The organism is Aquimarina agarivorans (genome assembly GCF_000218485.1).
In the GTDB taxonomy this organism is placed as follows: Bacteria; Bacteroidota; Bacteroidia; order Flavobacteriales; family Flavobacteriaceae; genus Aquimarina; species Aquimarina agarivorans.
On record NZ_AFPB01000162.1, the window covers coordinates 84,776 to 100,359 of the forward strand.

Sequence of the window (15,584 nt, forward strand, 5' to 3'; positions counted from 1 at the left end):
TACTAAAATTTAATTTTTTGTTCTTTATAATTTATAATAAGTTCTTTTGGAGTGGTAATAGTTCCAATTTCGTCACAATTGATTCCTTTTTCAGAAAAAATGGTTTGAATTTCGGCTATATGCTCTTCGCGACAGCTAAACAAATACCCGTAACTAGGAAAGCTTACTAACCATTTTTCCCACAATACATCTTTAGGTTTAGTAATTTTTTCTAAATCAATTTCTACTCCAACATCTGATGTATTCATTAGCATACAAATGGTACCAATAATTCCCCCCATACTTACATCTTTGCACACTTGGCTTAGTTTTTTATTGGCAATTTTATAGGGTAATTGCACCAATTCCTGTAACCTATTTGCATCAGCGGTTGTGCTGGCGTTCCAAAAGGGATATGCTTTGTAATAAGCACCATTTTGATCAATAGCTAATATTAGTTTTTCATTAGGCTTAGCATCAAAACTAGTGAGTAGGTTTTCAGTTGCTTTACCTAAAATAGAAACACTTAAGGCTTTATTTTTGGAATGGTAACAGGTATGCCCGCCAACAATTGGAACACCGTACTTTTCCGAAGCAGCAATCATACCTTCCCAAATATGGGTACTATCCTCAGAATTTTTAGCGTAAATAGTATCCGTAACCGCAATGGGCAATCCACCCATGGCACAAATGTCACTGATATTTACCATAACTGCGGAGTAACCAGCAAACCAAGGATCGGCAGTTAAAAAACTATCGATAATTCCTTCAGCAGCAAATAGCAAATGACTTCCATCAGCTTGCGGTATAGCAGCCGTATCATCGCCTATTTTAATGGTCGTTTTTTGCTGTGCTGTGTCTTTAAAATAGCTGCTACTGAGTACTGAATTGCCGATACTTTTATGAGTTTCCCCAATAGTTTGTTTGTCCAAAATACTTTGGTAACTCCTCAATTTATCAATACAAGCTTGTATGTTTTCTAATTCAGTAACCATAAATTCTTTAAATATTAAGCAGCTTTTAAAAGTTTTGCTAAAGCTTCAATATTAGCAACTGTTGATGTGTAAATTGGTGTGGCAGGGTAAGCATTTAAATCGGCCTCCATTAAAAAATGTTTTACACCATGTAAATTAACTTCCTTTACCACTGTCCAATGCAAACGTTTAAATAGTTTTACGTTTTGCTCCTGTACATGCGCTGAAAATTTATTGCAACCAATATAATTTGCTAAGGATACCGCTCTGTAGATTAATCCAGCTGCAATAGACATTTGGTATAACGGAGATACTTTTCTTTCTCTAAATAAATTAGGACACACAAATTTTGAAAATATGCGATAATCTTTAATTACTCCAAGTCGTCCGCCGAACCATTCACGCTCTTTAGTTTCAAAAATACGTACTACACCAACTACCTTGTCTGGAGCGCCCAAATAATGATTAAGGGCAATAATTGGAATAGAGCAGTAATCATTTTCGTCATAATCCGTTTCTTCAAAAAGTTGTTGTTCTTCGCAAAAAATTGCTTTTCTGGTTTCGTAATAAGCATTTAACTGTGCATTATCGTTAGGGATATTGATATCAATAAAATCTAAGCCTACATCTTTTTTTTAGTTTGAAAGTATATCATGCGCTATGTTTTTTCTCAAAAGTTGCTAATGTAGAGCAGGCACCACATTTGGCACAGCCTGACTCAAGTGTATCGGAGGTCATTTTAGCATTTACTAAAGCTTCTGCCAAAGGATCTAAAATACCATGCATATAGTCCTTGTCTGGAGATATATGATTTTCTAAAGGGGTATTCCTGATAGGTACAAAAGGTACCACAAACGGATATACTCCAATGGCAATTAATTTTTGTGACATATCTAGAATTTCCTCCTGAGTATCACCCAAACCAGCTAGTATATAGGTACTAACATTTCCTTTGCCAAAAATTTTAACAGCTTCTTTAAATGCTTTAAAATAAAAATCAAGAGATACACTTGCTTTACCGGGCATAATTTTATTTCTAACCCGATCGGTTACCGCTTCTAAATGCATGCCTATGGAGCTTGCTCCAGCATTTTTTAATTTTGTAAACCAATTAAAATCATCGGGCGGCTCACATTGTACCTGAATGGGAATGTTTACTACTTCGCGCACAGCGGTAACGCTTTCAAATAGTATTTTTGCACCACGATCACTACTTGCTGGGGTTCCTGTGGTCAATATAAATTGCGAAATTCCATCTAGTTCTACTGCTCTTTTGGCTACTTCAGCCAAATGTTGTGGTTTTTTGTAAGCAATTGTGGTATCATATTTTAATGATTCGCCAATGGCACAAAATTGACACGAAGTTTCTTTTTCCTTGTAGCGGATACAGTTTTGTAGCACAGTAGTTGCTAAAACATCTTTACTATGTAAGCGCGCAATCTTCCAAAAAGGGATTCCGTCGGAACTTTCTTCTTTATAAAATTTGGGTTCGCCAACAAAGCGAATAGTAGTGAGTATTTCGCCATCCTTTTTTAAGGAAGCGTACCCCATTTTTGATGGGGAAGTAACTGTAAACGGTGAATTTTTAGCTGCTTGACTAAAAACAGGAATCATAATAGTGGTATTAAAAATTGTTACCGCCTTATGATCTGTTGGTCCCGCACCACCTTGTCGCGTGGTAAGGTCTTCCAAGCCTTCTAACCGAATGCCTTGTACTTGAATATCGTTCAGTAATGTATGATTGTCTTTTATTGCAATTGTAGTGTTCATAGTTACTGTATTTAATCACTCAGTGAGTGCATTACTTTATTTTGATCCTCAAATGAATTATAAACTATTTTCTGAAAGTATGTCCTGAGGACTTACTTCAGAATTACCAGTGCTAATTTGAGGTTCGTACATTAAATTTTTGGGTCTTTTATCAATATTTAAGGATAAAAGTTCAGGTCTGGAATAATGACCTACGGAGTCCATCATTCGTTTTCTTTTGGTAATTAAAGACATGTCCAAATCGGCATAAACAATACCTTCACCTTCGGTTAATACGTCTGATATAATTACCCCTTCTGGAGAAATAATAGCAGTAAAGCAACCTTTATTAAGCGCTTTTTGCATGTTTTTGTCTCCTGTAATTTCTTGTACTTGTTCTGGATGTAAAAATCCAGTGGAGTTGATTACAAAACATCCAGATTCCAAGGCGTGGTGACGCATAGTTACCTCCATTTGATCGGCAAAAATTTGACCTACCATGGATCCAGGAAATTGACTACAGTGAATTTGTTCATTATCCTTCATTAAAGCAAAACGCGCTAAAGGATTGTAATGCTCCCAACAAGCTAAAGCACCAATTCTTCCAACAGAGGTGTCCACAGCTTTTAAGCCACTACCATCACCTTGTCCCCATATCATACGTTCATGATACGTTGGGGTGATTTTTCTACGTTTAAGCACCAATTCACCAGTGGTATCAAAAACAAGTTGCGTATTGTAAAGGGTGCCTTTGTCTCTTTCATTTACTCCTAAAACGACTACCATATTATGCTCTTTGGCTAAGCTTCCTATAAAATCAGTTTCTTCGCTTGGCACAACTACACTTTCTTCATAAAGTTTAGTATGATCCTTGCGGATGCTCACTGCGGGTTTTATAAATGAAAAATAAGGATAGTTAGGTACCAATGTTTCAGGAAAAACGATAATATCAGTGTTTTGTCTACTGGCCTTTACAATGGCGTCGGCTACTTTACCTAAAGTTCCTGACCTACTTTCGAGTACAGGAGCTATTTGAACAGCTGCTGCTTTAACTATAGATTTTTTAAACATCATATTTTTTAATCTTTTACTTTTTGTTCGGTAGGTTTTAAGAATTGTGCTTTAGGGATAAAATTTAAGACATAAGAAAACCAAATTTTCGTAATGTAGTTACCTGTTTACTTGATCATCCTATGTCCTAATTTTTACCTTATACTTTTTAAAAAACAAATTAAAAAACAAATAAATTACATGGTCCAAGTATGCAATACAAAAGCATTTTCGTTTCTGTGTACTAATTGAATGTCCATAACATCTAACGGGCTAATTGGTTGGATGCCTGGTAACAATGATGGCTCTCCGTGACCGTAAAGTGCTTGTAATGCAAAACGACAAGCATAAATTTTACCTCCTTCGTCCATAAATTTCTTTAAACGAGCAGCATAATTTAAATGTCCAGGGAATGCTTCGCTACCCAATGTAGGGAAACCACGTTGAATACCTAAAGTAACTCCAGGTCCGTATAATAAAATTGACGTTTCAAAACCTTTACGTTGTAAACGAGTAGCAGATAAAATGTTTACTAAACCTATGGATCCTTCAAAAGCAACGGTATGAAATGTTACTAATGCTTTCTCGCCTGGTTTTGCTTTAACATCTTCAAATACTTTGTCTTCATAGTCTACAAAAAAGTCTCCATCTTTGTGCATTGCTTTTTTTACTTTTGGCATAATCTGTATTTTTTATAAATTGATTATACAAACATAATATACTTAAGTATTACTTAAGTGGTACGAAATCGACAAAGAATGGTACTTATTAAACTTTTTAACTAAATTGATTATTTATTGCATAAAAACTAATATTATTGCGTTTTTTGTTAAATAAAAATTAATTAAATCGTAAAATAGTGTGTATAATGTAATGTGCGTAGGTACGTATTTTTACTTATTTGTTAAGTTTGGAATAATTATTACGACCTAAATTACGTTTGCCATAAATAAAACAATAAAAAACTATTAGATATATAATAATGAGTAAAAGTCTACCTGTTTTTAATATTTCCAATTTTGATGACTACAATAATTGTATGCAGTTCGAAAGCAATTTTTATATAAGGAAATTTTCGGAACATGTTAAAGAAAATTTATTTATTGAAAAACCGCACGGACATGATTTTTATTTGATTTTATTGGTAACAAAAGGTTTTGGAAATCATACTATTGACTTTTTGGAATATGAAGTAAGTGAAGGTGCAATGTTTGTAGTTTCTCCTGGCCAAATTCATCAATGGAATGTATCGGAAGATGTGGATGGCTACATTCTTTTTTTTACTAAAGACTTTTTTTTACATGATTTTAATACGGATCGGCTTATAAATTTTCCCTTTTTTAATTCTACTTTTAGTTCTCCTTACGTACAATTGAATAATGAAGAACGAGAAGAAATAGCATTGAAATACAAATTGATTTACAAGGAATATCAACATAGATCACTCAAATATCAGGAAATGATAAGGATGTATTTGAATGCGATGTTTATTGAATTATCCCGAATTTATCCAGAAATAGAAGGTAAAGGAAAGTTATACGGTTATGATTTATTACAGTTACATCGTTATGAAGCTTTAGTAGACAAGTATTTTAAAATGCATCGTCCTATTTCGTGTTACTCAAAAAAAATGAATATTACGGATAGGCAATTAAATTATTTATGTAAAAAAACAGTAGGGAAAAAGCCATCTGAGATTATGACGGATCGGATCATTCTTGAGGCTAAACGTTTAATTATTCATTCGGATCTTTCTATAGCTTCTATTGCCGAGGAATTAAATTATAAGGATAATTCTTATTTCATCCGATTGTTTAAGCGTATTACAAAACAAACTCCAGAACAATTCAGGAATGAACAATATAGTCGTTACGAAAAGTATTGGTTGTATCGTTCAGATGATTAATACCATTACCTACATTGGATTTACCGAATTAAATGCGCCTTTAGAAACTCTATGTCAACATAAAAAAGAACCGTAACACATGCTGGTTTATTGTTTAACGGCAGTACTGTTAGTAATTTATCTTAATGTTCTGTAAGGTAGCTACTTAGAGTAACCTTATCCCATTAAGTATGCCTTTTATCAAGTTTGTGTTCCTCGGCGAAAAGATTAGCCGACGGCTTCTTTCAAATTCCACCTCACAATGACACCCTTGTCTAAAGCTAGTGGTTGGCGATTATAAACCCCTATAGTGGACTTTCATCACGTAGATAATTACAATTGCACGGAACAAAAAAAAGCCCTTACAGATTTTTAAATCTATAAGAGCTTTACAGGATAAGCTTATTTAATATTATTATTTTACTAATAATTTTAAAACAGGACCAGATCCGTTGGAGCTTATTACTCGTACCAAATAAAATCCAGTAGATACATCAGCGATGTCAAAGTCAACGTTTGTGGTACTTTCAGTTACATTTAAAGACTTTATTTGTTTACCAGCTAAATCTGTAATAATTATTTGACTATTAATTAAGTCATTTGTACTTATTAAAGAAAAGTTTGTAGTTGCTGGATTAGGATATACAGAAATGCTAAGTATATCTGCAGCTTCTTTTGCACCAGTGTCATTACAATCAGGTGCTGTGGTAGCATTACTGAAATATATTGAGTACTCATCAGCAACTAAAACAAAACTATCACCATCTACAGCTGCATAATACTGACCATCTAAACCAGGAATACCAGTATCTGACAATGTTATTGCAGGATTAGCTTCATTAAAGTTTTGGGTGGCATTTGAAAAATCAATATACCATGGAGCGCTATTTAAATTAAATGAAAATTGATACAAACCATTGTTTCGTAAATCCCAATTTATTGTAAATTGAATGACACTATCCAAATTAGGACCACCGTTCCCAAGTATGTAACTATATTTGTAGGAATGTATACGAGTTGGTATTGAAGTATCACTTGGAGCTCCAAAACTACAGTTATCAGGAGCAGGTGTTATTACAATAGGAGTATCTTCTTCCTCATCATCACCATCGTCTTCTTCATCTTGTGTAACTGAAATACTTACTGAAGCAGTATCAGAACCTCCGTTACCATCAGTTACGGTTACTATAGCGTTATAATTTCCAACGGTATAAGTATGTGTTGATGTGGCTGTAGTTCCTGTTGTACCGTCGCCGTAATCAATGGTATAACTAAGGCTATCGCCATCTGCATCAGTTGATCCAGAAGCATCAAAAGTGACAACTAAAGGACTAGTACCAGATGTTACATTACTTGTTAAAACGGCTACAGGATCAGTGTTAGTAGGAGTAGGATCAACTGGTGTTGTTGGAGCTGAGCCATCGCAATCAGGTTCAGTTTCAGTATTACTAAAGTAGATGGTAAAACCAAATTGAGTGGATACCAAAACAAAATTATCTCCGTCAGTACCTACAAAATATGATCCATCCAGTCCATCAATATTTGATCCACTAATGGTTATTTGTGGTTCTGCACTACCAAAGTTTTGGGTAGCATCGGAATTTAAATCCACATACCAACTTGGGAAACCGTTATTGGTGTTAAAAGCAAACTGATACAGTCCACTGTTTCCTAAATCCCAGTGCACATTAAATTTATCAACATTACTTAAGCTTGGACCGTTTTCTCCAATAACATAAATATTAGTATAACTTTCATTAATAGTAGGTAAGGCGCTAGCTAGTGGGGTATTAAATGTACAAACAGGTTCAGTACAATTAATATCGGGGGTTAAGTCAATAGTTTCAACCGAAGCTGTACTAAATTGCCCGTCACTTACTGTTAAAGTCACAGATGCAGTATCTGATCCTGAAAATTCATGAGAAACTTCTACTCCTTCAGCAGTAGTTCCGTCACCGAAATCCCAAGAGTATGTCAATGAGTCTCCATTCGGGTCTGAAGAACCTGATGCATTGAAAGTTACATTTGATCCTCCACAGCGTCCATTATCCGTTGTAAATGTTGCTACAGGAGGTAAACTTTCTAATGCATTAGCACCAAAGTCCACATCACTAGTTGAGTAAAAAGCTTCAGGAGTTAACGATCGTTGCCATACACTAAATATGATATGTTTACCTGATCTTTGTGGTAAAACTACGTCAATGTTATCCGTTGCTGCAGCTGGTCTTGGATCAGTACGCACTAGTCTTTCTAAACTGTCCCAAGTTAATGGTTGATCTGGAGTCCAATCAGCTTTGGTAATATAAACATCGTAGTAAAGCGTTTGATGTGGTGCAGAATTAGTCCAAGTAACTGTAAAAGGTCCTGGACTTACTTGCGTAGTTACCCAATCATCTCTTACTTGATCAAGCCCTCCATATTTATCAGGCCTACCAGCACTAGCCAAATTTCCATCAGGTAAAATTAATCGGTGCATGCCGCCAGCATCCATTCTTGCTACTTCACTCCAGTCATAAAATGCTTGAGTTCCATACCCCATAATTGCTGCTTCACATGCTGGGGAGTCTGGGCTTTCTGGGTTTTCCTGAAAGCAAATCCAAACACGACTAGGAGGGCTTGTTACCGTTCCGTGTGCGAAAACTAATTGCGATACCATTAAAAACAAAGCCATTGCAAAGACTTTGTTCACATGAGTAATCAATACTTTGAAAGATTTCATAATGATTTGTTGTTTTTAGTTAATTTGTTAATTAAAACTGTTCAACTTAATCTTAATACCAAACGCTATAAACTCAAATAATTTTAAAATCAAATTACAAAGCATTATAAAAACTTTTGAGCACAAGCTTTTCGTTAAAGACTAAATTTCGTCGATTTGGCTGTTTATCAAATGCAGCAATCCTAGAGTTAATGAAATGAAGCTATTAAACACAATATCAACAAATTAAATTTAAAATATTTATATTTATTAAAATCATAAAATTGAAAAAACTTACAAATGATTTACAAGGTTAAGTAGTTTTTTTTAACCACCGATAGGGTATGGTAATTGGATTAATGGTATTCAATATGAATACTATATGGTTTACAGAATTTTACATGTAATAATTAGAAGCTAGATATTTATAGGAAAGGAATTATATATTGTAGTTTTATCTAGTAATTTGATAACTTAATCCTAATTAAAAATTTAAATTCCTTTAAAAAATAGGTGTAATTATAAAATTTTAACAAAATTAACATTGCTAATTTAGGCTAAATGGACAGGGATATTCTAAATATATATAAGAATTGACAATTTTTTTGTTTTTTTACCGCTATTAACTATTAAATTAGGGTTACTCTTTTTTCAATAAATTGATGTGTCTTTGCAGCCGTTTAATTTCTTCAGGTTTTGTTCCGCTATACACACCACGAATGTGACTATTTTTATCAACAAGAAGTAAATTTTCGGTATGTATAAAACGATTGGGATCATTAGTTTCTTTATAAAGATCATCGGCAAAATAGGCTTCTCTTGCTAGCTCGTATATCTTTTCTTTTTTTCCTGTTAGTAAATGCCATTTTTCAGGATTTACATTTTGTCGTTCTCCGTATTCTTTTAAAACTTTAACCGTATCAACACTAGGCCAAACGGTATGAGATAGTAGTTTTATTTCATCGTCATTTGCGTAAATAGTTTGAATTTTACGCATATTATTAGTCAACTGAATGCAAACATTAGGGCAGGTGGTAAAAAAGAAATTAGCTATGTAAATTTTACCTTCTAAATCTTTGTTGGTTACTGTATTTCCCAATTGATTTGTGAAACTGAATTCAGGAATTTTATGAATTTTTTTTAATTCAATATGATCTGGTGCCCAAGTGGGCGTAAAATCAGGAGTATTAAAATAGGGGAGCTTTTTAACTTTAGCAACAGCCTTAACCGTGTTGGTTTGATCTTTAATTGGTGATTTTTCTGTTTTTTCTTTACAGGAAGTTAAGCAGCTAAGTACAATAACAAGAATTTTTATTATATGATTATTCAACATTAGTAACAGGTTTACATTTTTTATATTCAACTAAGCCATAGCGTTCTCCATCTATTACCGAATAATTAGCTATAATTCGTCCTTTAGGATCCCACATTTTTTGTGTTCCAACTTCCTCTCCATTTACGTAATGGTATTCTTTAAGCAACTGTCCATTGCCATACCATTCGCGCACTACACCATGGTATTTGCCTTTTTTATTAAATTGATATTCAGACTTTAGTTGCTTTTTATTCCACCATGATCGATGTATCCCTTGTTTTTTTCCATTAGCATAAAATTTTGAGGCAGCTAAATCGCCATTAAAAAAAAACTTTTCTTCCTTACCGTCTTTTTTCCCTTCTACGTAAGTGGATTTATAGGTAATTAAGGTATCAATTTTGGAAATTAATATGCCGGAGTAGGGTTTATCCTTGTAAAGCATAAGTCCATTTACTAACGCTAAATTAGTGTCATTAATAGTTAGCTCGTTTGGCTTGCTTTTGCAGGCTAGTAACAAACCGACCAGCATAAAATATTTAAGTTGAGAAAAATTAAACATGTTAGCTTTATTATTTTTTTGAAAAAGAATAGTAAATCGTAAGGCGACATACTACCGTTGTCCAAGTGAAAATGAATAATTGTCAATTAAATTTAAGGTTATTCGTATGGATATGCTACACTTAAACAAAATGAATACACAAAAATTCAGTAATTTATATGCACATAACCTTTAAATACTATAAATAACGATAAATGTTTAATAATTAGTATTGAAATTCACTACATAAAAAAAGCTTCTTAAAAATTTTTAAGAAGCTTTTACACAATTAATATGATTTTTATTTATTTGGACGCTGAGGTTGCTTTTTTCATACCATCTTCAATCATGTCATAAAACTGATCTAATTTTGGCAAGACTACAATGCGCGTACGTCTGTTTGCGGCTCTATTTTCAGCGGTAGTATTGTCTTTCAAAGGAATGTAATGACTACGTCCAGCGGCTGTTATACGAGCAGGATCTACATTAAATTGATCTTGTAATACTCTAACTACTGCAGTTGCTCTTTTAACACTTAAGTCCCAATTGTCCACTAAAACACCTCGTTTGTATGGGATGTTGTCAGTATGGCCTTCAACCATAAAATCAATATCCTTTTTATCATTTACCACTTTAGCTACTTTACCAAGTACCACTTTGGCCTTGCTACTCACATTATAACTTCCGCTAGTAAATAATAATTTGTCAGAAATTGATATAAAAACAACACCTTTTTCCACATTTACTTCAATATCCTCATCATTAAGGTTTCCTAAAGCTCCTTTTAAACTTGTTACCAAAGCTAGAGTAACAGAATCCTTTTTATTAATAGCATCACGCATTGTTTTAATTTGCATGTCTTTTTCTTTAATACTTTCCAAAGAACGCTCTAAATTTTCAGCTTCTTTTTTTGAAAGTGTTGCCAAATCACCAACATTATTTAATAGGGATGAATTTGTATTTTTTAGTAAGTCAACTTTATCTTTATAAACTTTTAAAGAGCTATCTGCAGCTGCTTTTTCTTCATTACAAATATTAAGTTTAACAGTTGCCTTATCTAACAGTTCTTTTGTACGCTTTTGTTTTGCTTCAAGTTCAGCAAATTTCTTTTTAGCTACACATGATGAGAACAGTAAGGGGATACATGTTCCAATAATCAATAATTTCTTCATAAATAACATTTTAATTTCTCTACAAAAATAGAAACACTTAGTAATAATAACGACTGACGTAGTTAATAATTACGTTTTTTTTAACAAAATAATCAAACACGATACTGGTAATAAAATAAGGTCGCGGTTTTTTTTTAGCGTTCTCTCTTTTTTTCAATATCTGCGGTAAATGTACATAAAAAGATAGATGTGCTTTAAGAATTGTTAAGCTTAGTTTAAAGTTTTTTTGAAATAAAAAACGAACCGCCGCCACTCCGTCCAGTAACATGCGGATAAACAGTATGTAAATTACTGAAACACCTTTATGATTTTTTAAAATTGAGAAAAGAGAGTTTCTAAAATTTAAAAACAACTTTTTGGGATTTGTATAGGAAAGCGAAGCGCCACCTACGTGATATACGGTTGATTTTCCCGTGTAAAACACCTTTCTATTTAAATTATGAAGCCTCCAACATAAATCAATTTCTTCTTGATGCGCAAAATAATCCTTATCCAAACCACCCGCTTGCCAATAATCTTTTTTTCGTACAAAAAGACAAGCTCCTGAAGCCCAAAATACAGGTATTTCATCGTTATATTGGCCTTTATCTTGTTCAATATGATCAAATATCCTACCCCGGCAGTAAGGGTAGCCAAATTTGTCTATAAAACCACCTCCAGCACCCGCATATTCAAAATAATCTCGCTTTTTATAGTCCAATATTTTAGGTTGAATTGCGGCTATTTCTTGGTGGTTGTCGAACAGTTTTTTTATTGGCTTCAACCAGTCTTTAGTCACTTCAACATCGCTGTTAAGTAAGCAATAATAGTCTTCATGTATTACTTTAAGTCCTTTTTGGTAACCGCCAGCATATCCGAGGTTTTTAGTTAATTTTACAACGGATATTTTAGGAAAGTTTGCGGCAAGCCATTCAACTGAGTTATCGGTGGAGGCATTATCAATCACATAAATTTTAGCATCCTGACTAAAGGATAGTACACTTGGCAAAAATTGTGCTAAAAATTCTTGTCCGTTCCAATTGAGTATGACTATAGCAAAGTTTGCAAAACTGTGAGAAATTGGTTTTGTTGCCATACTAACTAACGATTATTTTTATTGGATTTTTGTTCGGAAAAATGTTTTTCCATAACAACGTACTGCAAGTTATTTTTTACAAATTTATGGGGAGTTTGTTGCCATCCAAATTTTTCGTAAAATGAACATTTTTCTGTTCTAGCATTACACCAAATTTTATTTATATTCATATTGCTTGCTTGTTGCATTACGTGCACTAATAATTTTGATCCGTATCCTTTTCCTTGCTCACTTTGCAAAGTAGCAAATTTCCTAAACTGAGCTGTATTTTCTTTTTTATCAATAAATAAGGAAGCTACAGCAATTAAACTATCTTGCAAAAACAATCCGTAATGCAGTCCTTTCGGATCATGGGGTAATTTTATGTAATCCAAAGGCATGTTTGGCCACATCACCTTATGCCTAATTTTCCACGTTTGTTGAAATGCTATTTCCTTAAAAAAAATTAAGCTCATGTGTCCAAAATTTTTGAGGAATAAGGAGGAAGTTCAGGAATAAAATGATAAGCTTCATTTTCATAATCAATTTGGCAAAAATAATGTTCTAATCCATTGGTTACCATTTGATAATTTCCCTTTAAAGTCAGATTATAACGAGCAACTTGATCAAAAGTTTGCTGCGTTATTTTTATTTTGGGTGCTTTACACTCAACCAAAATATGGATACTTCCGCTAGGGTTATATACTACAATATCATAGCGTTTGCGGGTATTATTCACTTTAATTTCTTTTTCTACATTAATTAAGGTTAATGGATACTTTTTATCGAAAATAAATTGATGTAATACATGCTGTCGTACCCATTCTTCGGGCGTCAAAACCACAAATTTTTTGCGTACTATATCAAAAATAGTAGTTTTATTTTCGCTATTTTTGACTCGGAAGGTGTAGGCAGGAAACGCTAATTGTTGCATGCCGTAATATTAGTAATTTTAGTACAAATAAGCTTTAAAGTAGGTTAAGATTTTAAGCTTAAATAAATAACGTGGACGAAGCAAAACGAATTATAACCGATATTAAAGCAGGGAATATAAAACCTATCTATTTTTTAATGGGTGATGAACCTTATTTTATTGATCGGGTTGCTGAATATATTCAAAACAATATTTTAGCGGAGCACGAGCGCGATTTTAATCAAACTGTGGTTTACGGAAAGGATACTACGGTGCCAGATGTAGTTTCCATGGCAAAACGCTTTCCTATGATGGCCGAGCGTCAGGTGGTTATTGTAAAGGAAGCGCAGGATTTAGCAAGAACGATCGATAAGCTTGAAAGCTATGCTGAAAATCCTTTAAGTACCACCGTTTTAGTTTTTTGCTACAAATACAAAAAGCTAGATAAACGCAAGAAAATAACAAAGGTGATTGCCAAAAATGGTGTAGTGTTCGAAAGTAAAAAATTATACGAAAATCAAGTAGTCGATTGGATTCAACGCGTGCTAAAAGCTAAAAGCTTCAGTATCGATCCCAAAGCGGCGCATATGTTGGTAGAATTTTTAGGAACTGATTTGGGTAAAATAAGTAATGAGTTGACAAAACTCCAATTAATATTGCCTAAGGGAACCACTATAACTCCTCAGGCTATTGAGCAAAATATAGGAATTAGTAAAGATTTTAATGTATTTGAACTAACCAAAGCGCTAGGAGCTAAGGATGCCATTAAAGCATATAGAATTTGTAATTATTTTATACAAAACCCTAAGGAAAAACCATTGGTTGTCACCATAACCTTGTTATTTAATTATTTTTCAAAAGTAATGCAATATCACGGTTTGATTGATAAAAGCGAAGGATATGCGGCTTCTCAATTAAAAGTGAACAAGTTTTTTGTAAAAGATTATGTGGCTGCAGCCAGAAATTATCCTATGCGAAAAATCAGCTATATTATTGATAAAATAAGAACTGCCGATGTGAAAAGCAAAGGAGTTGGAGCAAGTCCTTTAGCTCAAGGTGATATTTTAAAGGAATTACTTATGCAAATATTGAATTAGTGTATTTATAGCTGGAGTAAAGTAGTGAGTAACGAGTAGAGAATACTATGTATTGATGGCGAAGTTTATAATTTAAAGTGCAAAGTATTAGTAAGTCCTCGTTGAGTAATCGAATTTGTGGCACTAACAATATAGTATGGATTAAAAATTAGAATAATTTCGGTTATTTTTTAAAGAATTCAAAAAAATAACCGAAACCAGAAACCAGAAACCTGAATGAATAAAACTACTAAAGCTTGGTTTCAAGCAGCTCGATTACGTACGCTTCCTTTATCCGTATCAGGTATTATTACTGGTACTGTTGTTGCGGCATATCAAGGCTTTTTTGATGTTTCTATTTTTATTGGTGCTTTAATTACTACTGTTGGTTTGCAAGTATTATCAAATTTTGCAAACGATTACGGAGATGGAGTTAAAGGTACTGATAATAATGATCGTATTGGTCCCAAGCGCGCTTTACAAAGCGGAGCTATTTCAGCAAAAACTATGAAAAAAGGGATTATTATAACCGCTTTAATTACCTTAGCAGCAGCACTCATATTAATTTATGTGGCTTTCAAAAATACAAATTTGGGATATTCGTTACTGTTTGTGGCGCTAGGAGTAAGTTCTATAATTGCAGCTATAAAATACACCGTTGGTAAATCTGCCTACGGATATAATGGCTTAGGTGATATTTTTGTATTTCTATTTTTTGGCTTGTTAAGCGTTATGGGTAGTTATTTTTTATACGCAAAACAGCTTTATTGGCCATTATGGTTTCCTGCTGTTAGTATTGGTTTACTAAGTACTGCCGTACTCAATTTAAATAATATGCGTGACCGCGAAGGGGATCAAAAAGCAGGTAAAAATACGTTGGTAGTAGCTATGGGATTTGCCAAGGCAAAAAAATACCATTACAGTTTACTTATTGTAGCCATGTTTTGCATGCTTATTTACACAATTATTACCTACACCGAAATTAGTCATTGGATTTACATTGTTTGTTTTGCCCCTTTAATAAAACATTTGCGATTTGTACAACAGACCAATGCTCCAATAGCACTAGATCCAGAACTTAAAAAAGTGGCGCTTACCACATTTTCATTATCATTACTATTTGGATTAAGCTTACTAGTTTGGGCATAGCATAACACGATTTATTTGACGATTTTTTAAAA

15 protein-coding genes are annotated in these 15,584 nt (G+C 33.5%); 3 read left to right on the forward strand and 12 right to left on the reverse strand.

The window, feature by feature from the left end; genetic code table 11:
* Positions 1 to 2 precede the first annotated feature (2 nt).
* The 5 genes from GMC_RS0112760 to GMC_RS0112780 all read right to left on the reverse strand — a co-directional run bounded on the left by GMC_RS0112760 (position 3) and on the right by GMC_RS0112780 (position 4,432).
* Positions 3 to 974, reverse strand: a complete 972-nt coding sequence (locus tag GMC_RS0112760) for a sll0787 family AIR synthase-like protein (RefSeq protein ID WP_010522508.1) — start codon at positions 972 to 974, stop codon at positions 3 to 5.
* A gap of 14 nt (positions 975 to 988) precedes the next feature.
* Positions 989 to 1,564, reverse strand: a complete 576-nt coding sequence (locus tag GMC_RS19915; protein ID WP_094766297.1) for an MSMEG_0567/Sll0786 family nitrogen starvation N-acetyltransferase — start codon at positions 1,562 to 1,564, stop codon at positions 989 to 991.
* A 40-nt stretch (positions 1,565 to 1,604) separates the two neighbouring features.
* Positions 1,605 to 2,723: an MSMEG_0568 family radical SAM protein gene (locus GMC_RS0112770; RefSeq protein ID WP_010522510.1), complete on the reverse strand. Its 1,119-nt coding sequence runs from the start codon at positions 2,721 to 2,723 to the stop codon at positions 1,605 to 1,607.
* 57 nt (positions 2,724 to 2,780) lie between these two features.
* Entirely contained in the window at positions 2,781 to 3,776 is a 996-nt protein-coding gene (locus GMC_RS0112775) for a Nit6803 family nitrilase (RefSeq protein WP_238527999.1), read from the reverse strand.
* 173 nt (positions 3,777 to 3,949) lie between these two features.
* Positions 3,950 to 4,432, reverse strand: a complete 483-nt coding sequence (locus GMC_RS0112780; RefSeq protein WP_010522512.1) for an MSMEG_0572/Sll0783 family nitrogen starvation response protein — start codon at positions 4,430 to 4,432, stop codon at positions 3,950 to 3,952.
* Between the two features lie 302 nt (positions 4,433 to 4,734).
* Between GMC_RS0112780 and GMC_RS0112785 the strand changes: the two genes are divergently transcribed.
* The gene (locus tag GMC_RS0112785; protein WP_010522513.1) at positions 4,735 to 5,658 is read left to right on the forward strand and encodes a helix-turn-helix domain-containing protein; all 924 of its coding nucleotides are present in this window, start codon (positions 4,735 to 4,737) and stop codon (positions 5,656 to 5,658) included.
* A gap of 394 nt (positions 5,659 to 6,052) precedes the next feature.
* Here GMC_RS0112785 and GMC_RS20815 read toward each other — a convergent pair whose 3' ends face one another.
* The 7 genes from GMC_RS20815 to GMC_RS0112820 all read right to left on the reverse strand — a co-directional run bounded on the left by GMC_RS20815 (position 6,053) and on the right by GMC_RS0112820 (position 13,348).
* Positions 6,053 to 8,308 (reverse strand): lytic polysaccharide monooxygenase, encoded by a 2,256-nt coding sequence (locus GMC_RS20815; protein ID WP_238528000.1) that lies wholly within the window; start codon positions 8,306 to 8,308, stop codon positions 6,053 to 6,055.
* Positions 8,309 to 8,975: 667 nt separating this feature from the next.
* On the reverse strand, positions 8,976 to 9,668 hold the full coding sequence (locus GMC_RS0112795) for an SCO family protein (RefSeq protein ID WP_010522515.1): 693 nt from the start codon (positions 9,666 to 9,668) through the stop codon (positions 8,976 to 8,978).
* The gene (locus GMC_RS0112800) at positions 9,658 to 10,209 is read right to left on the reverse strand and encodes a toxin-antitoxin system YwqK family antitoxin (RefSeq protein WP_010522516.1); all 552 of its coding nucleotides are present in this window, start codon (positions 10,207 to 10,209) and stop codon (positions 9,658 to 9,660) included. Before GMC_RS0112800 ends, GMC_RS0112795 begins: the two co-directional genes overlap by 11 nt.
* A 284-nt stretch (positions 10,210 to 10,493) precedes the next feature.
* On the reverse strand, positions 10,494 to 11,360 hold the full coding sequence (locus tag GMC_RS0112805; protein ID WP_010522517.1) for an OmpA/MotB family protein: 867 nt from the start codon (positions 11,358 to 11,360) through the stop codon (positions 10,494 to 10,496).
* Positions 11,361 to 11,397: 37 nt separating this feature from the next.
* Entirely contained in the window at positions 11,398 to 12,435 is a 1,038-nt protein-coding gene (locus GMC_RS0112810; protein ID WP_010522518.1) for a glycosyltransferase family 2 protein, read from the reverse strand.
* Between the two features lie 5 nt (positions 12,436 to 12,440).
* A complete protein-coding gene (locus GMC_RS0112815) occupies positions 12,441 to 12,890 on the reverse strand; it encodes a GNAT family N-acetyltransferase (RefSeq protein WP_010522519.1) in 450 nt (149 codons plus the stop codon).
* Positions 12,887 to 13,348 (reverse strand): type I restriction enzyme HsdR N-terminal domain-containing protein, encoded by a 462-nt coding sequence (locus GMC_RS0112820; RefSeq protein WP_010522520.1) that lies wholly within the window; start codon positions 13,346 to 13,348, stop codon positions 12,887 to 12,889. The genes GMC_RS0112815 and GMC_RS0112820 overlap by 4 nt, the downstream gene beginning before the upstream one ends.
* A gap of 71 nt (positions 13,349 to 13,419) precedes the next feature.
* Between GMC_RS0112820 and holA the strand changes: the two genes are divergently transcribed.
* Positions 13,420 to 14,424, forward strand: coding sequence for a DNA polymerase III subunit delta (holA, locus tag GMC_RS0112825; protein ID WP_010522521.1), 1,005 nt, complete (start codon positions 13,420 to 13,422; stop codon positions 14,422 to 14,424).
* 216 nt (positions 14,425 to 14,640) lie between these two features.
* Positions 14,641 to 15,552, forward strand: a complete 912-nt coding sequence (locus tag GMC_RS0112830) for a 1,4-dihydroxy-2-naphthoate polyprenyltransferase (RefSeq protein ID WP_010522522.1) — start codon at positions 14,641 to 14,643, stop codon at positions 15,550 to 15,552.
* The last annotated feature ends 32 nt before the right edge of the window (positions 15,553 to 15,584 follow it).